General features: G+C 72.5%; 19 protein-coding genes and 2 tRNA genes. 8 read left to right on the top strand and 13 right to left on the bottom strand.

What is annotated here, in order from left to right:
* The first annotated feature begins 53 nt into the window (after positions 1-53).
* The 4 genes from LX15_RS19150 to LX15_RS19135 all read left to right on the top strand — a co-directional run bounded on the left by LX15_RS19150 (position 54) and on the right by LX15_RS19135 (position 5675).
* On the top strand, positions 54-2402 hold the full coding sequence (locus tag LX15_RS19150; RefSeq protein WP_253670986.1) for an FdhF/YdeP family oxidoreductase: 2349 nt from the start codon (positions 54-56) through the stop codon (positions 2400-2402).
* Between the two features lie 217 nt (positions 2403-2619).
* Positions 2620-3474 (top strand): formate dehydrogenase accessory sulfurtransferase FdhD, encoded by an 855-nt coding sequence (fdhD, locus tag LX15_RS19145; RefSeq protein WP_253670985.1) that lies wholly within the window; start codon positions 2620-2622, stop codon positions 3472-3474.
* Complete coding sequence (locus LX15_RS19140; protein WP_253670984.1) at positions 3471-4652, top strand: CaiB/BaiF CoA transferase family protein; 1182 nt, start codon at positions 3471-3473, stop codon at positions 4650-4652. The genes fdhD and LX15_RS19140 overlap by 4 nt, the downstream gene beginning before the upstream one ends.
* A gap of 102 nt (positions 4653-4754) precedes the next feature.
* On the top strand, positions 4755-5675 hold the full coding sequence (locus LX15_RS19135) for an alpha/beta hydrolase (protein WP_253670983.1): 921 nt from the start codon (positions 4755-4757) through the stop codon (positions 5673-5675).
* Positions 5676-5741: 66 nt separating this feature from the next.
* On the opposite strand, the gene LX15_RS19130 is transcribed toward LX15_RS19135, so the two are convergent.
* From LX15_RS19130 to LX15_RS19100, 7 genes are all read right to left on the bottom strand, one after another.
* Positions 5742-6146 carry a protealysin inhibitor emfourin gene (locus tag LX15_RS19130; RefSeq protein WP_253670982.1) on the bottom strand — a complete coding sequence of 135 codons (405 nt, stop codon included), beginning with the start codon at positions 6144-6146 and terminating at the stop codon, positions 5742-5744.
* A gap of 288 nt (positions 6147-6434) precedes the next feature.
* Positions 6435-7709 carry an ATP-dependent Clp protease ATP-binding subunit ClpX gene (clpX, locus tag LX15_RS19125; RefSeq protein ID WP_253670981.1) on the bottom strand — a complete coding sequence of 425 codons (1275 nt, stop codon included), beginning with the start codon at positions 7707-7709 and terminating at the stop codon, positions 6435-6437.
* Positions 7710-7926: 217 nt separating this feature from the next.
* Complete coding sequence (locus LX15_RS19120) at positions 7927-8580, bottom strand: ATP-dependent Clp protease proteolytic subunit (RefSeq protein ID WP_308213488.1); 654 nt, start codon at positions 8578-8580, stop codon at positions 7927-7929.
* A gap of 21 nt (positions 8581-8601) precedes the next feature.
* Entirely contained in the window at positions 8602-9183 is a 582-nt protein-coding gene (locus tag LX15_RS19115; RefSeq protein WP_253671024.1) for an ATP-dependent Clp protease proteolytic subunit, read from the bottom strand.
* Positions 9184-9459: 276 nt separating this feature from the next.
* Positions 9460-10842 (bottom strand): trigger factor, encoded by a 1383-nt coding sequence (gene tig / locus LX15_RS19110; protein ID WP_253670980.1) that lies wholly within the window; start codon positions 10840-10842, stop codon positions 9460-9462.
* A 121-nt stretch (positions 10843-10963) separates the two neighbouring features.
* Positions 10964-11176: a DUF1737 domain-containing protein gene (locus tag LX15_RS19105; RefSeq protein WP_253670979.1), complete on the bottom strand. Its 213-nt coding sequence runs from the start codon at positions 11174-11176 to the stop codon at positions 10964-10966.
* A 27-nt stretch (positions 11177-11203) separates the two neighbouring features.
* A tRNA-Pro gene (locus LX15_RS19100) sits at positions 11204-11277 on the bottom strand.
* Between the two features lie 107 nt (positions 11278-11384).
* On the opposite strand from LX15_RS19100, the gene LX15_RS19095 reads away from it, so the two are divergent.
* The 4 genes from LX15_RS19095 to LX15_RS19080 all read left to right on the top strand — a co-directional run bounded on the left by LX15_RS19095 (position 11385) and on the right by LX15_RS19080 (position 14864).
* Positions 11385-11458 (top strand) — tRNA-Gly (locus LX15_RS19095).
* A gap of 322 nt (positions 11459-11780) precedes the next feature.
* Positions 11781-12461, top strand: a complete 681-nt coding sequence (locus LX15_RS19090) for an alpha/beta hydrolase (RefSeq protein WP_253670978.1) — start codon at positions 11781-11783, stop codon at positions 12459-12461.
* An 81-nt stretch (positions 12462-12542) separates the two neighbouring features.
* Entirely contained in the window at positions 12543-13769 is a 1227-nt protein-coding gene (locus LX15_RS19085; RefSeq protein WP_253670977.1) for a GNAT family N-acetyltransferase, read from the top strand.
* Positions 13770-14084: 315 nt separating this feature from the next.
* Positions 14085-14864, top strand: coding sequence for a hypothetical protein (locus LX15_RS19080; protein ID WP_253670976.1), 780 nt, complete (start codon positions 14085-14087; stop codon positions 14862-14864).
* Between the two features lie 201 nt (positions 14865-15065).
* On the opposite strand, the gene LX15_RS19075 is transcribed toward LX15_RS19080, so the two are convergent.
* The 6 genes from LX15_RS19075 to LX15_RS33175 all read right to left on the bottom strand — a co-directional run bounded on the left by LX15_RS19075 (position 15066) and on the right by LX15_RS33175 (position 20893).
* Positions 15066-15878, bottom strand: coding sequence for an Fpg/Nei family DNA glycosylase (locus LX15_RS19075; RefSeq protein WP_253670975.1), 813 nt, complete (start codon positions 15876-15878; stop codon positions 15066-15068).
* 14 nt (positions 15879-15892) lie between these two features.
* A complete protein-coding gene (locus LX15_RS19070; RefSeq protein WP_253670974.1) occupies positions 15893-16249 on the bottom strand; it encodes a hypothetical protein in 357 nt (118 codons plus the stop codon).
* A gap of 9 nt (positions 16250-16258) precedes the next feature.
* Positions 16259-16732: a ribose-5-phosphate isomerase gene (locus tag LX15_RS19065; RefSeq protein ID WP_253670973.1), complete on the bottom strand. Its 474-nt coding sequence runs from the start codon at positions 16730-16732 to the stop codon at positions 16259-16261.
* A 517-nt stretch (positions 16733-17249) separates the two neighbouring features.
* Positions 17250-18383: a glycosyltransferase family 4 protein gene (locus LX15_RS19060; protein WP_253670972.1), complete on the bottom strand. Its 1134-nt coding sequence runs from the start codon at positions 18381-18383 to the stop codon at positions 17250-17252.
* 34 nt (positions 18384-18417) lie between these two features.
* Positions 18418-19788, bottom strand: a complete 1371-nt coding sequence (locus tag LX15_RS19055) for a basic secretory family protein (protein WP_253670971.1) — start codon at positions 19786-19788, stop codon at positions 18418-18420.
* Positions 19789-19942: 154 nt separating this feature from the next.
* A complete protein-coding gene (locus LX15_RS33175; protein ID WP_253670970.1) occupies positions 19943-20893 on the bottom strand; it encodes a C40 family peptidase in 951 nt (316 codons plus the stop codon).
* Positions 20894-20907 lie beyond the last annotated feature (14 nt).

The following is a 20907-nucleotide window of genomic DNA, read 5'->3' as shown; positions in this document are numbered from 1 at the left end:
TGGCGGGGGCGGGTCACTGGTGCAGGGGGCGGGAGCGGGCGGAGGATGGCGGCATGAGCCGCAAGCCGCCGGAACGGGACATCGACGAGGCCGAGCTGGAGATCCGCGAGCCCAAGGACTGGGCGGCGGGGGTCACGGGCGTGATGGTCTCGGCCCAGCGCGGGTTCGAGCAGATGGGCGCGACGCGCACGGTGCGCACCCTGCGGCTGCTCAACCAGCGCGAGGGGTTCGACTGCCCCGGCTGCGCGTGGCCGGAGCGGCCCGGGCACCGCAAGGCCATCGAGTTCTGCGAGAACGGGGTCAAGGCGGTGGCCGAGGAGGCCACGCTCCGCCGCGTGGGGCCGGAGTTCTTCGCCAAGCACCCGGTGGCCGAGCTGGCCGGGCGCACCGACTACTGGCTGGGCCAGCAGGGCCGCCTGACCCACCCGATGGTGCTGCGCCCCGGCGCGACCCACTACGAGCCCATCGCCTGGTCCGAGGCGTTCGGGCTGATCGCCGACGAGCTGCGCGCGCTGTCCAGCCCGCACGAGGCCGTCTTCTACACCTCGGGCCGCACGAGCAACGAGGCCGCGTTCCTGTACCAGCTCCTCGTCCGCTGCTTCGGCACCAACAACCTGCCGGACTGCTCGAACATGTGCCACGAGTCGTCGGGCGCGGCGCTGACGGAGACGATCGGCGTCGGCAAGGGCTCGGTCAGCCTGGACGACCTGATCTCGGCGGACCTGATCCTCGTCGTGGGACAGAACCCCGGCACCAACCACCCCCGGATGCTGACGGCGCTGGAGGAGGCCAAGCGCGACGGCGCCCGCATCGTGGCGGTCAACCCGCTGCCCGAGGCGGGGCTGATGCGGTTCAAGAACCCGCAGCGCCCGTCCGGGGTCGTCGGCGGGGGCACGCCGCTGGCCGACGAGTTCTGTCAGATCCGGCTGGGCGGCGACCAGGCGTTCTTCCAGGCGTTGGGGCACCTGCTGCTCGCGGCGGAGGAGGCGGCACCCGGCACGGTGATGGACCGGGAGTTCGTCGAGAAGCACACGCACGGCTTCGCGGAGTGGGCAGAGCACGTGCGCGCGGTCGACTGGGCCGAGGTCGACGCGGCGACCGGCCTGCCCCGTGAGCAGGTCGCCCGCGTCGGGCGGATGCTGGCGGAGTCCGAGCGGACGGTCGTGTGCTGGGCGATGGGCCTGACCCAGCACCGGCACTCGGTGCCCACGATCCGCGAGGTCGTGAACCTGCTGCTGTTCCGCGGCATGATCGGCAAGCCCGGCGCGGGGGTGTGCCCGGTGCGCGGCCACTCCAACGTGCAGGGCGACCGCACCATGGGCATCTGGGAGAAGATGCCGGAGTCGTTCCTGGCGGCGTTGGAGGCGGAGTTCGGCGTCGAGGTCCCCCGGGAGCACGGTTTCGACACCGTGGAGGCGCTCCGCGCGATGCGCGACGGGCGCGCCCGCGTGTTCCTCGGGCTCGGCGGCAACTTCGTCGCGGCGACGCCGGACACCGAGGTGGTCGAGGAGGCCCTGCGCTCCTGCTCGTTGACCGTCCAGGTGTCGACGAAGCTGAACCGCTCACACGTCGTGCACGGCCGGACCGCGCTGATCCTGCCCACCCTCGGCCGCACGGACCGCGACGAGCAGGCCACCGGCGAGCAGTTCGTCACGGTCGAGGACTCGATGTCGACCGTGCACGCGTCGCGGGGCCGGCTGCGGCCGGCGAGCCCGCACCTGCTGTCCGAGATCGCGATCATCACGCGCCTGGCGCGGGCGCTGTTCGGCGACGACCACCCGGTGCCGTGGGCGGACTTCGAGCGGGGCTACGACCTGATCCGGGAGAGCATCGCCCGCGTCGTCCCCGGGTGCGAGGACTACAACCGGAAGGTGCGGCAGCCGGACGGCTTCATCCTCCCCCACCCGCCGAGGGACGAGCGCCGCTTCCCCACGGCGACGGGCAAGGCGAACTTCACGGTGAACCCGCTGTACGCGCCGAAGGTCCCGCACGGTCGGCTGCTGTTGCAGACGATGCGCAGCCACGACCAGTACAACACCACGATCTACGGGCTGGACGACCGCTACCGCGGTGTCTCCGGCGGCCGTCGGGTCGTGTTCGTGCACCCGGACGACCTGGCGGAGCTGGGCTTCGGCGACGGCGAGCTGGTGGACCTGGTGAGCGAGTGGGCCCGGGACGGCGCGGCGCGCGAGAGCGGTCCGACGGACACCGAGGGCGCGGCGGTCGTGGAGCGACGGGCGGAGCGGTTCCGGGTGGTCGCCTACCCGACCGCGCGGGGATGCGCGGCGGCGTACTTTCCCGAGGCCAACGCGCTGGTGCCGCTGGACTCCACGGCGGAGGTCTCGAACACCCCGACCTCGAAGTCGGTCGTGGTCCGGTTGGAGCCCGCTACCGCACCGTAGCGGGCTCCACCCGACTGCTGGCGGCGGCCGGGCAGTACCGGTTCTGTGTTGGGGAGCGCGTCGGGGGGCCTGCGCGCTCCCCACCGCCTAAACGATCACAACAGAGGTTGGCAAGAGGTTGGTTCCCGTGGCCGCCAGCCCACCGGCAACCGCCGGATCGTGATCGTCCGTAGTGCCCGGCCCCGTCCGGGTGACGAACCACCGAAGGAGAATGGGCATGGGTCGGGTCACGACGCGGCGCCCGGTGCTGCGTCTCGACGGGGACCGCGTCGTCCGCCGCACGGACGCGCTGACCGTGGAGGAGCCGCTGGAGCTGCGGGTCGGCGGCCAGGCGCTGGCGGTGACCATGCGGACCCCCGGTCACGACGTCGAGCTGGCGCACGGCTTCCTGCTCACCGAAGGGGTGATCCACGCGGTCTCGGACGTGGCGGCGGCCCGGTACTGCGCGGGCAAGGGGCCGGACGGGCGCAACACCTACAACGTCCTCGACGTGGCGTTGGCTCCCGGAGTCCCACCGCCCGACCCGGGTGTGGAGCGCAACTTCTACACCACGTCCTCCTGCGGTGTCTGCGGCAAGGCGGCGCTCGACGCGGTCCGGCTGCGCACGCGCTTCTCCCCCGCGTCCGACAGCGCGCGCGTGAGCGCCAGAACGCTGGCGGGGATGCCCGGAGCGCTGCGGGAGGCGCAGCGCGTGTTCGCCAGCACAGGAGGACTGCATGCCGCCGGGCTGTTCCGGGCCGACGGCGAACTGCTCGCCGTGCGGGAGGACGTGGGGCGGCACAACGCCGTGGACAAGGTGCTCGGCTGGGCGCTGCTCGACGGACGCGTGCCGCTGGCCGGCTGCGTCCTGCTGGTGTCCGGCCGGGCGTCGTTCGAGCTGGTGCAGAAGGCCGCGATGGCCGGGGTACCGGTGCTGGCCGCGGTGTCGGCACCGTCGTCGCTGGCCGTGGAGCTGGCCGAGGAGCAGGGCATGACCCTCGTCGGCTTCCTCAGGGGCGAGACCATGAACGTCTACACCGGAGCGGAGCGGGTCGTGGTCGGCGCGGATCAGGAGATGGAGGCCGCACGGTGAAGCCGTTAGCCGGGACCGTGGTCGTGGGGTTGGAGCACGCCGTGGCGGTGCCGTACGCGACCCGCCTGCTCGCCGACCTCGGCGCGCGGGTGATCAAGGTCGAGCGGCGGGGCTCCGGGGACTTCGCGCGGGACTACGACCGCGCGTGCGGCGCGGTCTCGTCCTACTTCGCCTGGACCAACGTGGGCAAGGAGTCGATCGCCCTCGACGTCCGGCACCCCGACGGCCGCCGGGTGCTCGACCGCCTCCTCGCCAGGGCCGACGTGGTGCTGTGCAACTACTCGCCCGCCGCCGCCCGGCGGTTGGGCGTGGACGCGGAGACCCTGCGCGCCGCCCGCCCCGAACTCGTGGTGGGCGAGCTGTCCAGCTACGGCGAGGGAGGGCCCTACGACACCCGGAAGGCGTTCGACGCGCTGGCGCAGTCCGAGACCGGGCTCATCGAGCTGACCGGGGAGGGCGAGGTGCGGGCGCGGGCCGGGATCTCGGTGGCGGACATCGCGGCCGGGGTCCAGCTCCACGCGGCGGTCCTCGCCGCGTTGCTGCACCGCGAGCGCACCGGGGAGGGCGTCACGCTGCGGCTGTCCCTGATGGAGGCGTTGGCGGAGTGGATGCACCAGCCGCTGCTCTACGCCGCGGGCACGGGAGTCGTGCCCCCGCGCAGCGGCGCGCACCACGCGAGCATCGCGCCCTACGGCCCGTTCTCCTGCGCCGACGGCGGCGCGGTCCATCTCGCCGTGCAGAACGAGCCCCAGTGGCGCCGGTTGTGCGCGGAGGTGCTCGGCCGGGCGGAGCTGGCTGACGACCCGCGTTTCCGGACGGTGTCCGACCGGGTCGCGAACCGGTCCGCCCTGCACGCCGAACTCCAGCTCGTGTTCGACCGGATGGACGCGGACGAGCTGCTGGCCGCCCTCGACGCGGCCGACGTCCCGGCGGCGCGCACCCGGGGCGTGCTCGACCTGCTCGACCACCCGCAGCTCACGGCGAGGGACCGGTGGCGGCGCGTCCCGGTGCCCGAGGCCGACCCGGTCCCGATGCTGACGCCCCCGGTGTCCTCCGGGTCCTGGGAGTGGACCGCCGCGGCCGTTCCGGCGCTCGGCGAACACACCGACGCCATCCTCACCTGGTTGGGCTACTCGGAGGCGGAGATCCGACAACTGCGCGCCACATCGGCCGGTTAGCCGGTTTTCCGACTCACCCGGCGGCCGGATTCCCACCCTTCGGTCATAACTCGGTGTCAGGTCGGGCATCGGGCTGGCTCATGGGCGGCGTGGTGCCGCACGATGAGCCGGACGGCTCGGAGGTGGGGGATGCGCGAGCGGGGCGACACGACACGGCGCGGCATGAGCCGACGCGTGCTGCTCGGCACGACCGTCGCCGCCGGAACCACCGCGCTGGCCGGTCTGGTCCTCACCAGCGCCACCCGCCAGAGCGAACCCCCGTCGGTCGCCCGGCGCGCCGCCACCTCCGGCCCCGACCCCGCGCGTGCCGGCGTCGTGATCGACCGCGTGTACTCGGCGGCCCGGCGACGGGAGATCGACCTCGTCACCATCTACCCCAGGGACATCCCGAGGCGGGACCTGCCGGTCTGCCTCATGCTGCACGGCCGGTTCGGCAACGCCCGCGCGATCGGCACCCTGCCCGAGATGCTCTCCAGCGCGGTCTCGGAGGGCGCCGCCCGGCCCTACGCCTTCGTCACGGTCGACGGCGGCAACAGCTACTGGCACCGTAACCGCCCCGACGACGACCCCATGACGATGCTGTTGGAGGAGGTCCCGCGCTGGCTGGCCGAACGGCGGCTGGGTGGCGCCGCGCACCGCCCGTTCGCGGTCGCCGGCATCTCCATGGGCGGGTTCGGGGCCCTGCTCTACGCCCGCCGTCGCCGGGAGCGCCGCGACCCCGTCAGGGCGGTGGCCGCGATCTCCCCGGCGCTCCTGCTGTCGTGGCGGGAGATGCGCAAGCGCGACGCGTTCCCGGACGCCTCCGACTGGGCGGCGTCGGACCCGTTGCGCAACATCGACAAACTGGGGGACGTCCCGGTCGGCGTCTGGTGCGGGACCGAGGACCGGTTCATCGAGGGGACGCGGCGCTTCATCAGGGAGGCGAAACCCGTCATCGGCTCGACCGGACCCGGCGCCCACAATGACGACTATTACCGACGGGTTCTTCCGGAAGCCATTCGTTTCGTCGGCCGTCACGTCTGATTCGCGAAACGGTTGACACGCGAATGCCGGCGGTCGCGGGGCGACCGCCGGCATCGTGGCGCGGTGTCAGCGCGTGGAGCGCAGGAGCTGGATCACGTCGAAGAGGACCTTGGGGGCGTTGGCGTCGTCCATGGTCTCGACCTTCTTGTACTGACCGTCGGCGTAGGTCACCTCAAGGGTGTAGAAGAACCGGTCGCAACAGGTGTTGGCGGGCAGGTACCTGTCCTTCAGCGCCCGGAAGTCCGCCCGCGTGACCAGGGCGAACAGTTGGTCCTTCTTCGGGTACGCGGTCTGGTCGGTCACGGTCACGGTCTCGTGCACGCCCGCGAAGCCGCCGGTCGTGGTCAGCGTCACCGAGCGCACCCCGCCCCCGGCCTCGGCGGCCCCCAGCGGGGAGGTCTGCGCGGTCGCGACACCGGTGACGCCCAGCAGGAGGGCGAACGCCAACACGAAGCGGTAGATCGTCTTCACGAAAGGGTCCCTTCCGAAGTCGGTCAGGGCGGGTCTCGCCCGGCACGATCTTCCGTTCCGGGCGATAACAGGTCATACCTCCGATCGGGGCACCAACCGGTGTTGATCATCACCGCGAGGAATCGTGGGCCGCGGTGTCAATCCGCCGTTCACCCAGAATGGTCGTCGATTCTCACCTGTGACATTTCCTGCCTTCGGCGGGTGGCGCCCTCCCCGGAACGCCGGAAACGCCGCCGGGCCCCGAGGACGACGTCCTCGGGGCCCGGCGGGTGAGTCTGGGGTCGGCGGTCAGGCCGACTTCTCGCGCCGCTCCCGGCGCGCGGCCTGACGGGCCACGATCGTGGGGTTCACGTTCTCCCGCACCGTCTGCTCGGTGATCACGACCTTGGCGACGTCGGTGCGGCTGGGGATGTCGTACATCACCGGCAGCAGCACCTCCTCCATGATGGCCCGCAGGCCCCTGGCCCCGGTGCCGCGCAGGATGGCCTGGTCGGCGACCGCCTCCATCGCGCTGTGGGTGAACTCCAGCTCCACGCCGTCCATCTCGAACAGCTTCTGGTACTGCTTCACCAGCGCGTTCCTCGGCTCGGTGAGGATCTGCACCAGCGAGGGCTTGTCCAGGTTGGTCACCGTGGCGACCATCGGCAGCCGGCCGATGAACTCCGGGATCAGCCCGAACTTGATCAGGTCCTCCGGCATGACGTCCGCGAAGACGTCGGTGTTGTCGATCTCCTGCTTCGACCGGATCTCGGCGCCGAAACCGAGGGTCCGCTTGCCCACCCGGTCCTGCACGATCCGCTCCAGACCGGCGAACGCCCCCGCCACGATGAACAGGACGTTGGTGGTGTCGATCTGGATGAACTCCTGGTGCGGGTGCTTGCGCCCGCCCTGCGGCGGCACGCTCGCGGTCGTGCCCTCCAGGATCTTCAGCAGCGCCTGCTGCACGCCCTCGCCGGAGACGTCCCTGGTGATCGACGGGTTCTCGCTCTTGCGGGCGATCTTGTCGACCTCGTCGATGTAGATGATGCCGGTCTCGGCCCGCTTGACGTCGTAGTCGGCGGCCTGGATCAGCTTCAGCAGGATGTTCTCGACGTCCTCGCCGACGTAGCCGGCCTCGGTCAGGGCGGTGGCGTCGGCGATGGCGAACGGGACGTTGAGCATCTTCGCCAGGGTCTGGGCGAGGTAGGTCTTGCCGCAGCCGGTCGGCCCGAGCATGAGGATGTTCGACTTGGTCAGCTCGACGCCGTCGTCGCCCCGGTTCTTCTCACCGGCCTGGATGCGCTTGTAGTGGTTGTAGACGGCCACCGACAGGATGCGCTTGGCCTCGTCCTGGCCGATCACGTACTGGTCGAGGAACTCGTGGATCTCGGCCGGCTTGGGCAGCTCGTCGAGCTTGACGTCGCCCGCCTCGGCCAGCTCCTCCTCGATGATCTCGTTGCAGAGGTCGATGCACTCGTCGCAGATGTACACACCGGGGCCGGCGATGAGCTTCTTGACCTGCTTCTGGCTCTTCCCGCAGAAGGAGCACTTCAGCAGGTCGCCGCCGTCACCGATACGCGCCATGGCCGCTGACCTCTGTCCCCTCCGGCGCACCCCCACCGGTGCGCCTGGCTTACTTGCCTCGACGGTACCCGCCCATCCCGTGTGAGCGGGAGCACCAGCCTGCCCCGACACGCGCGGACAACCCCGGAGGGGCAGGTCACGACGGCGTGTCGCGGTCGCCGGGCCGGCCCCTCCCCCGGCCGGGCGACCGGGGGAGGACTGGCCCGCCTCCCGTGCGTCAGCGCTTCGACGGAACGGGCTTCTTGCTGGTCAGGACGTCGTCGATGATCCCGTACTCCTTGGCCTCGTCGGCCGTGAGGATCTTGTCCCGCTCGATGTCGCGCCGGACCTGCTCGACGTCCTTGTTGGTGTGCCTGGCCAGCGTGGTCTCCAGCAGGGTGCGCACCCGCTGGATCTCGGCGGCCTGGATCTCCAGGTCCGACACCTGGCCGTAGGCGCCCTCGGTGGACGGCTGGTGGATCATCACCCTGGCGTTGGGCAGCGCGAACCGCTTGCCCGGCGTGCCGGCGGCCAGCAGCACGGCGGCCGCGGAGGCGGCCTGGCCCAGGCAGAACGTGGTGATGTCCGGCCGGACGTGCTGCATCGTGTCGTAGATGGCCATCAGCGCCGTGAACGAGCCGCCCGGCGAGTTGATGTACATCGTGATCTCGCGGTCGGGGTCGTCGCCCTCGAGGTAGAGCAACTGCGCCATCACGTCGTTGGCCGACGCGTCGTCGATCTGCACCCCGAGGAAGATGATCCGCTCCTCGAAGAGCTTGTTGTACGGGTTGGACTCCTTGATCCCGTAGCTGGTGCGCTCCACGAAGGACGGCAGCACGTACCGCGACTGCGGCGTCACGAGCCGGGAGTTGGGGGTGAGGAAGAGGCTCACTGGTGTCTCCTCGTGGTGCGGTCAGTTGCCGTCGGCGAGCTGGGTGGCGCGGGTGACGACGTGGTCGATGAAGCCGTACTCCAGGGCCTCGTGGGCGGTGAACCACCGGTCCCGCTCGGAGTCCTCGGCGATCTTGTCGACCGGCTGCCCCGTGTGCTGGGCGATCAGCTCCGCCATCTCCCGCTTGTGCTTGGCGAAGACCTCAGCCTGGATCTTGATGTCGGAGGCGGTCCCGCCGACGCCGGCGGACGGCTGGTGCATCATGATCCGCGCGTGCGGCAGGGCGTAACGCTTGCCCGGGGTCCCGGCGCAGAGCAGGAACTGCCCCATCGAGGCCGCCAGGCCCATGCCCACCGTCTTGATGTCGCACTCGACGTACTGCATGGTGTCGTAGATCGCCATGCCCGCGGTGACCGAGCCACCCGGCGAGTTGATGTGGAGCGTGATGTCCCGCTCCGGGTCCTCCGCGGCCAGCAGCAGGAGCTGCGCGCAGATCTGGTTCGCGATCGCGTCGTCGACCTGCTGGCCGAGGAAGATGATCCGCTCACGGAGCAGCCGCTCGAACACCGAGTCGTTGAGCGACATGCCCCCGCCGGCCCGCATCTGCGGAAGCGTGGGACCGCCCCCGGGGACGGTGAGGTGCTGCGTCACGTCTGCCTGCTTTCTCCCAGGTGGTCGGCGGGCGAGCGGCCCGGGGCCGGCGCCGTCGACGCCGGCGGGGTGCCCCGCCGTGATCCTTCGTTGGTCTTGCGTAAGCCGTGGGGTCCGTGTGGCGGACCCGTCCCAACCGACCCTAACGAAGGCGGGCGGCGCCGACTTCCCGACACCGCCCGCGTTCGCTGAGAGCGTGCCGGAAGGCGGTCCCGGCACGCCCGGTGATCACTTCTGCTCGGTCTGACCGGCCTCGGCGGACTCGGCGCCCGACTCGTCCTTCCCGCCCTGCTCCTCGCCGAACAGGTCGGACAAGTCCACGGTCGCGCCGGACGCGTCGGTCACGGTCGCCTGCCGGACCACGACGCCGAGGGCCTTGCCGCGCCGCACGTCGGCGAAGATCACGCCGAGCTGGCCGGCCTGCTGGGCGCGCTGCACGTACTCGTCGGGGCTGATGCCGAAGCGCTGCGCCTGGTACACGATGCGCTCGGTCAGCTCCTGGTCGGTGACCCCGAGCTCCTCGGCGTCGGCGATGGCGTCGAGCAGCAACTGGGTCTTGACCGCGCGCTCGGCGTCCTCGCGGGCCTCCTTCTCGAAGTCCTCCAGGGTCTGGCCCTGCGACTCCAGCCACTGGGCGAAGCGCGCCTCGTCGTGGTCGAACGGGTGCACGGCGTCGTGCTTGCGCACGCCCACCTCGGACTCGACGACCTTCTCCGGCAGCGGCACCTCGGCCGCCTCCAGCAGGGCCTCCAGCACCTTGTCGCGGGCCTGCATGGCCTGCTGCATGCGCTTGACGCGGCCCAGCCGCTCCCGCAGGTCGGCCTTCAGCTCGTCCAGGGTGTCGAACTCGCTGGCGAGCTGCGCGAACTCGTCGTCGGCCTCGGGGAGCTGCCGCTCCTTCACCGAGGTGACCACGGCGCTGACCTCGGCCTGCTTGCCGGCGTGCTCGCCGGCCACCAGGGTGGTGGTGAAGGAGCGGGTCTCACCCTCGGCGGCGCCGACCAGGGCGTCGTCGATGCCCTCGACGAGCTGGCCGGAGCCGACCTCGTAGGACAGGCCGGTGGTCCGGGCGTCGGGGACGTCCTCGCCGTCCACGGTGGCCGACAGGTCGAGGACGACGAAGTCGCCCTGCTGGACGGGGCGCTCGACGCCGACCAGGGTGCCGAAGCGGGCGCGCAGCTCGTCGAGCTGCTTGTCCACGTCCTCGTCGGTCACCTCGACGTCGTCGACGGTGACGGTGATGCCGTCGAAGGCGGGCAGCTCGATCTTCGGCCGGACGTCCACCTCGGCGGTGAAGGCCAGCAGCTCGCCGTCCTCCAGCTTGGTCACCTCGATGTCCGGCTGGCCCAGCGGGCGCACCTCGCCGGCGGTGACGGCCTCGCCGTACTTGGCGGGGATGGCCTCGTTGACGACCTCGTCGAGCACCGGGGCGCGACCGATCCGGCTCTCCAGCACGCGGGCCGGCGCCTTGCCAGGGCGGAAGCCGGGGATGCGGACCTGCTGGGCGAGCTTCCGGTAGGCGCGATCGAAGCTCGGCTTGAGCTCGTCGAACGGCACCTCGACGTTGATCCGGACGCGCGTCGGGCTGAGCTGCTCGACGGTGCTCTTCACGTGGTCTCCTCGTGGAACAGGGCGTGCAGTGGGGGTCCAGCGCCAGGCCCGACGGCGGCGCGTGGACGTCCGGCCAAGTCTAGGCCGTCAGGGGGTCCACCCGAAGCTGGCCCTCGCGGCCCTAGCCGCGCGCGGTCTCCACCGCGGCGCCGGGCGCGCCCGCGGGGGCGGAGGCCCAGACCAGGGCCTGGGCCGCGACGACGCGCTCCCCGTCGAAGGTGAGGGCGGGCGAGCCGTGCGGGCGGTACCCCTCGTCGAGCAGGGCGCTGATCCGGCGGCAGAACGCGGCGTCGTCGGGACCGGTGGTCAACCGGTACCTCAACCGCTCCGCCAACACACCCTCCGCTCCTGCCCGACGTCGTCGGGGTGGCGGGATTCGAACCCACGGCCCCTCGCACCCAAAGCGAGTGCGCTACCAAGCTGCGCCACACCCCGTCGCACCGTCGGTCACCTCGGCTGGGCCGACTTTCTGACCGGTGGTGCACAAGCAGCCTAGCGTGACGCGCTAGGCTGTTGAACGCGCCCGGCGCTCCGGGCCGCAAGCGGGTGTAGCTCAATGGCAGAGCCCCAGCCTTCCAAGCTGGTTGTGCGGGTTCGATTCCCGTCACCCGCTCCACACCGCGGGCCCAGGTCAGGGCCTGGTGGAAGGGGTGGGACCGGTTTTCGGTCCCACCCCTTCCCCGTTCTCGGACCACCGCGTGGCCGGTGCTCGACGGCGGCGCGACGCGCGCCCCGGCCAACCTCGGACAGGCGCGACCCCCTCGGTCCGCACCCCGGAACACGTCGAGGTGACCGGCGTCACGCTCGGACTGTCTCCTCCCGTGAGCCGGTCGCCGCGGCGACGCGCTCGGCGGAGCGCGGTCGACCGTTCCGGGGAAGCGGGTCCCTGGCTAGGCTGCGTGCCGGATCTTGAACCTCCCCCGGTCCCGGAGGCGCGTGTGGACTTCGTGCTCGTGCACGGCACGACGCAGGCTCCGTCCGGATGGGACCGGCTCGTCGCGGCGCTGTCCGAGCGCGGTCACCACGCGCACTGCCTCGACCTGGCCGAGGTGCCCGCCGACGCACCGGCCACCGCCTACGCGCGGCACGCCACCCGCTGGTGGGCCGACCGGGCGCGGGCGCCGGTGGTGGTCGCCCACTCGGGCAGCGGCGCGCTGCTGCCCGCGCTGGCCCAGGCCCTCGACGCGAGCCACCAGGTGTGGCTGGCCGCCTACGTCCCGGACTTCGACGGGGGCGCGTGCCTGCTGGAGGACGTCGGCGGCGACCCTGCGGCGACGGTCAACCAGGAGTGGCTGGGACAGGACCCGTCCACCGATCCGGTGCTCGCCGCGTACTTCCTGTTCCACGACTGCGACCTGGCCACCCTGCGCTGGGCGCTGGGAACGGTGCGCCCGTTCCGGGCCGAGGCGGTCTACCAGCACCGCCCGACCGCCGATCCCCGGGCGATCCCGTCGACCTACCTGCTCCCGGTCGAGGACCGCACCCTGCGCCCGGACTGGATGCGCCGCGCGGCCCACGAGCGCCTCGGCGCGGCGTGCGTGGAGCTGCTGGGCGGCCACTGCCCGCACGTGGCGCGCCCCGAACGGGTCGCCGACGTCCTCTCCGGCGTGCGCGACTGAGCGAAACCGTACGACCGGGGGCCGCCCGACCGGTCATGTCGGCTGGCCCGGGCACCTCGGGACCGAGTACCAAGCGGAGTTATGTCCGAATCCGCGCTGACCGTCCGGCCGCTGGCCGCCCACCAGATCGAGGAGTACATCCGCCTCGACCACGACGCCTTCCTGGTCAACTCGACGCCGGCGGCCGTCGAGCGCGACACCGCGCGCGTCGAACTCCCGCGCAGCCTGGGCGCGTTCGACACCGACGGCACCCTGCTGGGCGGCGCCTTCGCCCTCACCCTCGACATGACGCTGCCCGGTGTCGGGCCGAGCCCGGTCGCCGGTGTCACCGGAGTGGTCGTCGCGGTCGACCAACGCCGCCGTGGCGTGCTCACGGCGTTGATGCGCGCGCAGCTCCGCGGGCTGCACGAGGCCGGAGCGGAGCCGGTCGCGGCCCTGTGGGCCTCGGAGGGCGGCATCTACGGCCGCTTCGGCTACGGGCCGGCGGCATGGCGGTGCCGCGTCGCCGTGCCGAGGGGCGCGGCGTTCCGGGACGGCGTGGACGTGGGCGAGGACCGGGTGCGCGACCTCCCCGAGGAGCAGGCGGCGCCGCTGCTGCGCGAGCTGCACACGAAAGTGGCCGCGACCAGCGTCGGCTGGATCTCCCGGCCGGAGACGGCCTGGCGGTGGTGGTACGCCGATGACGACGCGGTCGCCGACGGGTTCACCCGGCTTCGCTTCGCCGTCCACCCGGACGGGTACGCCACGTACGCCGTGCGGCAGGACTGGACCGACCGCGGCCCCCGCCACCTGCTCCGGGTGCGGGAGATCGTCGCCGCCACACCGGTCGCCTACGCGGCCCTGTGGCGGTACCTGCTGGACCTGGACCTCGTCGGCGAGGTCGAACACCCCTTCGCCAGGTCCGACGAGCCGCTCCCCCACCTCCTGGTCGATCCCCGGCTGGCCCCGCGCACCCTGCACGACGCGCTCTGGGCGCGAGTGGTGGACGTCGACCGGGGACTCATGGCCCGCCGTTACGCCGCGCCCACGGACGTCGTGATGGAGGTCACCGACGCGTTCTGCCCGTGGAACGCCGGCCGGTGGCGGCTGCGGATCGACGCGTCCGGGACCGCCGACGTGCGCCGGACCGAGGCCGAGCCCGACCTGGTGCTGGACGTCGCCGCGCTCGGCTCCGCGTTCCTCGGCGGCCCCACGCTGGTCGAGCTGGCCGACGCGGGCCGGGTGCGCGAGGCGCGGCCGGGCGCGGTGGCGACGGTCAGCCGCGCGTTCGCCGGGGACCGCGCGCCCCACTGCCCCGAGTCGTTCTGACGCTGGCCGGTTCTGGCCCTCACTCGTTCCGGCCCTCAAGCGTTCCGGCGCTGAGTCGTTGTGTCTCTCGGTCGTTCCGTCTCGGTCGTTCTGTCTCTCGGTCGTTGTGTCTCTTGGTCGTTCCGTCTCTCGGTCATCCGGCGCTGGGCGGTTCTGTCCCCAACTGGTTGTGACCCTGCCGGCGGAACTCGGGCTCGACACCGTACGTTGACGCGGTGGATCGGGGCCGACCGGCGGCGACGCCGGCGCGGCCCGCTTCGTCGGTTCGGTGGCGCGTCCTCGGGCGCGACGGGGACGCGGCTTGTGGAGGACTTCGTGACCAGCGTCATCATCCTGCTGCTGGTGCTCGTGCTGGTGGCCGGCGGCGGGTTCCTGTGGTATCGGCAGCAGGCCGCCGCCAAGCAACGCGCGCTGGACGACGCGAAGGCGGAGGCGCGCCGCTGGGTCGAGCGGCTCGGCGGCCAGGTGATGAACCTCGTCGGGACGACCGAGGCCGCCAAGCAGGCGCTCGCCGACGCCTCCGAGCGGTACACCGCCGCCGGCTCGCAGATGGAGCAGGCCAGGACCGCCCAGCAGTGCCAGCTCGTCACCCAGACCGCCCTGGAGGGCCTGTACTACGTGCGGGCGGCGCGGGTGGCCATGGACCTGGACCCCGGCCCCGAGCTGCCCGACCTCTCCGGCCAGCGCAACGCCGGCAAGGTGACCGAGGAGCGCAGGGTCTCGGTGCAGGGGCACGACTACGCGGCCTCGCCGCAGCCGACCTCGGGGACGCCGCACTACTACCCGGGCGGCATGGTGGCCGGGCGACCGGTCCCGCAGGGCTGGTACAGCGAGCCGTGGTGGAAGCCGGCGCTGGTGGCCGGCGCCTGGGGCGTGGGCTCGTTCCTGCTGTTCGACGCGATGTTCTCCGGGATGCACGGCGTGAACGCGGACGCGATCGCGGCGGCGGCCTACGCCGAGGGCCTGCACGACGGCCACGCGATGGACGCCGGCGGCGACGGGGGCGGTTTCGACCCGAGCGGCGGCGACTCCGGCTTCGACTTCGGCGGTGGTTTCGACTTCGGCGGCGACGGGGGCGGCGACTTCGACTTCTGAGCGGGCTTCCGGGCCCGCAGGTCCGACAGGTCCGGCCACGGACGCTCTTGGAGGCCGGCGCCCCGCGGGGCGCCGGCCTCCGGCGTTTCGTCAGGCGATGATTCGCCAGGGCCTGGAGGGACTCGGGGCTCGGCGCGTCGCCCGGATCTGGACGCGCTGGGAAGGCGTCGACCGGCCAGGCTGGCGAGAGTTCCGGGAGGTTCAGATCTCCGGCTGACAGGTCGGGCACCAGTAGAGCTTGCGCCCGGACAGGTCGCGCCAGGACACGGGCGTGCCGCAGACCAGGCAGGGCATCCCGGCCCTCCGGTAGACGTAGACCTCGCCGCCGTGCCGGTCGCGCCGGGGCTCGCGCCCGGTGACCGTCGGGTCGTGCTCGGGCCGCACGGTGTCGATGCGCCCGGTGCGCACGCCCTCCCGCATCAGGGCGACGAGGTCGTCCCAGATCGTCCGCCACAGCGCGTGGTCGAGGGAACGGCCGGGCAGCAGCGGGTGCACGCCGTGGCGGAACAGCACCTCCGCGCGGTAGACGTTGCCCGCGCCGGCGACCACCGACTGATCCAGCAGCAGCACCGCGATCGGCGTGCGGGAGCGGCTGATCCGCGCCCACGCCCGGTCGGGGTCCGCGTCGGGGCGGAGCGGGTCCGGCCCGAGGCGCGCCCGCAGCGCGGACACCTCGGCGTCGTTGAGCAGGCGGCAGGCGGTGGGGCCGCGCAGGTCCGTCCAGTGGGTCGGGCCGACCAGGCGCATCCGCACCTGTCCCCTCGGGTCGAGGACGGGCAGCGGCTTCTCGGTGAACACGCCGTAGAGCCCGAGGTGCACGTGCACGACCAGGTCTGGGCCGTAGACGTGGAACAGGTGCTTGCCGTGCGCCTCGGCGCGCTCCAGCACCCTTCCGTCCACAATGGACGCGTCAGCGGCGAACCTGCCCTGCGGGCTGGAGACCGACACCGGCGAGCCCGCGTAGCGCCGCTGGTGCAGCAGGGCGAGCCGGTGCAGCGTGTGACCCTCGGGCACGGGACGTCCTCCTCCTACAGCTTCGGCCACCAGGCGACGACGGACAGCGCGGCGTAGACCACCAGGCACCACCCAGTGATCCACACGCCGCGCCACACCGCCCGGCGGCCGTCCGGATCCTCCCTGCGCCGCAACGCCACCAGACAGCCCGCGGTCATCGCCACGCAGACCACGAGGAACCCGAAGAGGATCAGCGTCACACCGACGCCGAGTCCACAGTCGACAGTGCCGCAGACCCGTTCGACCCCGCCCGCGATCCGGGGCACCAGCCGGCCCTGCCCGTAGGCCAGCGCCAGCACGCCGAGCAGCGTGCCCGTCACCGCCACCAGCGGGGTGAGGGCCCAGGCGAACCCGGACGCCCGCCGCGCCACGGCCCTCGCTCAGCCCTGGGGCAGCGCCGGCGGCTGGCCGGTCCGCTCGTACTCACTGAGCATGTCGATCCGGCGGACGTGCCGCTCGTCCCCGGAGAACGGGGTGGCGAGGAAGGCCTCCACGATCGCCGTGGCCTCCTCGACCGAGTGCATGCGCGCGCCGACGCCGATCACCTGCGCGTTGTTGTGCTCCCTGGCCAGGGTCGCGGTCTGCGTGCTCCAGGCCAGGGCCGCCCGGCAGCCGGGGACCTTGTTGGCGGCGATCTGCTCGCCGTTGCCGGAGCCGCCGATGACGACGCCGAGGCTGCCCTCGTCGGCGACGACGCGCCGCGCGGTCTCGACGCAGAACGGCGGGTAGTCGTCGAGCGGGTCGAAGGCGGCCGGCCCGACGTCGATCACCTCGTGCCCCTGGCGGGTGAGATGCTCGACGAGGTGGGCCTTGAGCTCGAAGCCCGCGTGGTCAGCTCCCAGGTAGACGCGCACGGCGGGGAGTCTGCCAAACGACACCGGACCCCACCGGCGGCGGGTTCCCCCATTCGGGGCTACCAGCACCTTGACCTGCGGTTTCGCACCGGATCGCCAACCTCACCACCCGAGTGCAGCCCCCACCCGCCCTGGGGGGCGAGCCCCGCTCCAGCCTACCCATCCCGCTCCGCGAGCCCCACCCCCCGAGGCCAACCTGTGGACAACTTGGACACCTGGGGATAACTCCGTCCCCCTGACAGGGGAAGGCCTTGCGCACGAGGCTCCGATCTGCTCCGTCACCCGTCGCTGAGCGCGCACCAGCCAGGCTCACCCGTGGGGACACCGATCTCACGACAGCGCCCTCGCCGGCACCGCCACCGTCACACAGCGTCCCCGTGAACGGCCGCACGCGCCCCACCCGAGCGTCCCACTCGGGGGCAGTCCACGACAGGACCGGGCGTCGTGGCGCGGGTAGGTACCCGGGCGTCCCACTCGGGGGCCGCCCTCACACCGAGCCCAGGAAGATCCGGACCGCTCAGCCCAGCAGGCGCGCGAGCCTCGCCGCGAGGTCGTCCCAGCGCCACCGCGTCGACACCCACTCCCGCCCGGCCCTGCCCATCCCCCTGGCGCGATCCGGGTCGGCCAGCAGCCCGCCGACCGCCTCGGCCACCGCCGCCACCGACGACCCGTCGACCACGTGGCCGGTCACGCCGTCCCGCACCGTCTCGGGCGCGCCGCCCGACCGCCCCGCGACCACCGGCAGGCCCGTCGCCGACGCCTCCAGGAAGACGATGCCGAGCCCCTCGACGTCCAGTCCCCCGCCCCTGGTCCGGCACGGCATCGCGAACACGTCGCCCGCCGCGTAGTGCGCCGGCAGCTCGGACCACGGCACCGGTCCCGTGAACACGACACGATCGTCCACATCGGACTCGACGGCGATTCGCTCCAGCCGGCTCCGGTACCGACCGCCGCCGACGAGGAGCAGGGCGGCGTCCGGGACGAGGCGCCGGATGAGCGGCAACGCCCGCACGAGCACGTCCTGTCCCTTGCGCGGCACCAACCGGGAGACGCACACGACCACGGGGCGGTCCCCGAGCCCGTACCGCCGCCGCAGCTCCGCCCGCGCGGCGTCGTCCGGTCGGAACACGTCTGTGTCCACACCGGACGGAAGGTGCTCCAGCACCGCCATGGGCCCGAACGCGTCGGCGAACCGCGCCCGCGTGTACCGGCTCACGAACGTCACCACGTCCGACGTCCGACCGATGTGCCGGAGGGCGCGCCGCGCGCCGGGCACCATCGACCAGCCGACCTCGTGACCATGGGTGCACGACACCACGTGGTCGGCGCCGGCCCTCCGCAACGGCGCGGCGAGCAGCGCCAGCGGCGCGGCGGCGCCGAACCACACGCCCTCGCACCGCTCGCTCCTGAGCACCTCCCGGGCGCGGCGCAACACCGCCGCGGTGGGCAACATCAACGGCCCCGGGTGCCGAACCACCGGGAACGGCTGCTCGGCGTCGAACTCGGGATGCGCCCCCGAACTGCCCCGCCACGCCGGCGCGTACACGACGAGGTCGTCCGCCGGGAGCCGACGGGCCAACGCGTGCAGGTAGGCCTGGATCCCTCCGGGGCGCGGCGGGAAGTCGTTGGTGACGAGCAGGGTGCGGCGCATCTGGGCGAGCGTATCCATCCCGCCGTTGCTCCGGTCAGCGGAAGGTGGCGACCAGGTGGCTCCGCCACCCCTCCAGCAGCTCCGCGCGGCCGACCCCCAGCTCCTCCGCCAGCATGTTGTCCATTGTGGACCGATCGGTCGGTCCCGCCGAGGCGATCCTCCGGTACAGCCGCACCAACCGCGCCTCGCCGGACCGCCCCGCCACGTACGCCGCGAGCGACCACGACTGCTGGTAGGCGAGGTCGAGGCGGTCGCCCGTCGTCTGGAAGTCCCGGTTGCCGGGCAGGTCGTCGGGCAGGAACCCCGCCCGCACCCTGCGGGCCAACTCGGGCGCGGCCTGCGCGGGCGCGAGACCGCTGGTCCGGTACCCCACGTAGTCGGCGAACCCCTCGGTCAACCACATCGGCGCGCCGTCGACGGTGACGCCCCTGGCCGCGACGTGGGTGATCTCGTGGCGGAGCACGACCCGCAGCGGCGTCAGGGACAGCCGGGAAGCCGTGCGCGGGTTGATGACCACGCGCGGCCCCTCCACCGTCCCCACGCGGGTGTCCACGCGGTCGGCCACGGCCACGGCGGCGATGCCGTCGACCGAGAACTCCGGTCCCACCAACGCCTGGAGCTCGATCATCGTCTCCGGGAGCAGCACGACCGCCCGCTCCGGCCAGCCGTCGCCCCACACCTCGCTCACCGCCGCGACGGCGCCGTCCAGTTCCCGGGCCACCGCCGCCGCCAGGGACTGGTTCCCAGGGTGGCCGATCACCATCCCGCGCCGGGTGCGGACCGCCTGGCAGGGGCCGAAGTCCCACGGGCCGCGCCAGGTCCGTCGCCCCTGCGGCTCCAGGGCGGTGTCGGAGACCAGGAACCAGTCGCCGCCCCGCCGCGCGAACAGGTAGCCCATGGAGCGGGACGTCGACACGACGTCCACTCCCTGGAAGGCGTAACGCAACTCGACCTTGGGCGCCCACAGTTCGTCCGCCGAGGGAACGCCCGAGGGCAGCGCCGGTGGCGGCAGGGCCTGCCCGGCGTCGAGCGTGTAACGCCACTCGCCGAACGGAAGACCGTCGAGGTTGTCGAACAGGGCACCTTGGGCCGTACGGAAACTGGTCTCCCCCAGCGGGTCCACGGTGTCGAGGAAGGCCTCACGATCCCGCCGCAGCACCGCGCTCGCCCTGCGCTCCAACAACTCGCGGACGGCGTCGGCACGATCGTCGCGGCGGACCGCTGGCGCCCGGTTGGCGTTGGGGGCGACCTCGGACGACGACGGGTCGGAGAGCGCGGGCTCCGAGGCCGCGACGGGTGGCGCGGAGGTCTCCGCCGAGGGCACCGACACCAGGACGAGGCCGGCCAGCAGCGTCATCGCGACGATCGCCACCAGCCATCCACGGAGTCGGCCCAGCCCGGCCATGGTCCGCATCGTAAAGGTCGACTCCCACCGGGGAGCCGGGATGACCGAAGCCCACCAGATGCTCCGGCGAGGTCACGACGGCCTGGTCCGCGACGACGTCGGGCCGGCACCCCGGTGGGGGTGCCGGCCCGACGGGCGCCGTGGCGTGGCTTCGTCAGATGCGCCGCGCGGCGTAGAACTGCTGGGAGTCCAGCGAGGAGACCTTGACGACGTCGCCCTCGGTGGGCGCGTGGACGAACTTGTTGTCGCCCACGTAGATCCCCATGTGCTCGTTGTTGTTGGTGAACACCATGTCACCGGGCTGGAGCTGGCTGCGCGGGACCGGGGTGCCCTCGGTGACCAGACCGTAGGTGGAGCGGTTCTTGAGCTGGACGCCGACCCGGCGGAAGGAGTAAACGACCAGGCCGGAGCAGTCGAACGAGTTCGGGCCGGTCGCGCCCCAGACGTAGGGCTTGCCGCGCTGCTCAAGCGCGACCATGAGGGCCTCGTAGCCCTTGCCGCTGCCCGGGCCGACGTTGACGCTCTCCCCCGTGCCGCTGCGGGAGGCCTTCTCCGCCGCGGTCAGCCGGTTCGCCTGCTCCTTGGCCTTGGCGACCTTCGCGTCGAGCTCCTGCTTGCGCTTGGCGAGGTCGGCCTCGATCTTGGCGGCGTCCTCGGCGGCCTTGGCGGCCTTGGCCTGCGCCTCCTTGGCCTTGCGCTCGGCCTCCTCGGTCTGGGCCTTCACGCCGGCCAGCCTGTCCAACGCCTGCTTGTTGTCGTTGGCCAGCAGCTCCAGCGCGGACATCTGGTCGAGGAAGTCCTGCGGCGAGTCGCTGACCAGCAACGCCGAGAGCTGGTTGAACCGGGCCCCCTGGAAGGAGGCGTTGGTCAGCTTGTCGACCTGGACGCGGAACTCCGCCTCCTTGGCCCTGGCCTGCTCGGCGTCCTTGCCGAACTGCTGGACGTCGGCCGTGGCCTTGTCCTGTTCGGCCTTGCGGGCCGCGAGGTCGTCCTGGGCCTTGTGCCACTGCTCGGCGGCGGCCTCGGCCTCCTTGCTCAGCTCGTTGAGCTTCTTCACCGCCTCGGAGGCGTTGGCCGCGGGCGGCTCGGGGTCGGCGTGTGCCACGGGTGCTGCGAGGC

Origin of the sequence: Streptoalloteichus tenebrarius (assembly GCF_024171885.1) — a bacterium.
In the GTDB taxonomy this organism is placed as follows: domain Bacteria; phylum Actinomycetota; class Actinomycetes; order Mycobacteriales; family Pseudonocardiaceae; genus Streptoalloteichus; species Streptoalloteichus tenebrarius.
The sequence above is the reverse complement of the archived record's forward strand: the minus strand, read 5'-3'. Positions and strand labels throughout refer to the sequence as shown.

What these genes read in the sequence shown, in the direction of transcription:
- LX15_RS19150 (WP_253670986.1), top strand. Translation starts at nt 54, where the DNA reads ATGAGCCGCAAGCCGCCGGAACGGGACATCGACGAGGCCGAGCTGGAG.
- fdhD (WP_253670985.1), top strand. Translation starts at nt 2,620, where the DNA reads ATGGGTCGGGTCACGACGCGGCGCCCGGTGCTGCGTCTCGACGGGGAC.
- LX15_RS19135 (WP_253670983.1), top strand. Translation starts at nt 4,755, where the DNA reads ATGAGCCGGACGGCTCGGAGGTGGGGGATGCGCGAGCGGGGCGACACG.
- clpX (WP_253670981.1), bottom strand. Translation starts at nt 7,709, where the DNA reads ATGGCGCGTATCGGTGACGGCGGCGACCTGCTGAAGTGCTCCTTCTGC.
- LX15_RS19115 (WP_253671024.1), bottom strand. Translation starts at nt 9,183, where the DNA reads ATGCGGGCCGGCGGGGGCATGTCGCTCAACGACTCGGTGTTCGAGCGG.
- LX15_RS19085 (WP_253670977.1), top strand. Translation starts at nt 12,543, where the DNA reads ATGTCCGAATCCGCGCTGACCGTCCGGCCGCTGGCCGCCCACCAGATC.
- LX15_RS19060 (WP_253670972.1), bottom strand. Translation starts at nt 18,383, where the DNA reads ATGCGCCGCACCCTGCTCGTCACCAACGACTTCCCGCCGCGCCCCGGA.
- LX15_RS19055 (WP_253670971.1), bottom strand. Translation starts at nt 19,788, where the DNA reads ATGGCCGGGCTGGGCCGACTCCGTGGATGGCTGGTGGCGATCGTCGCG.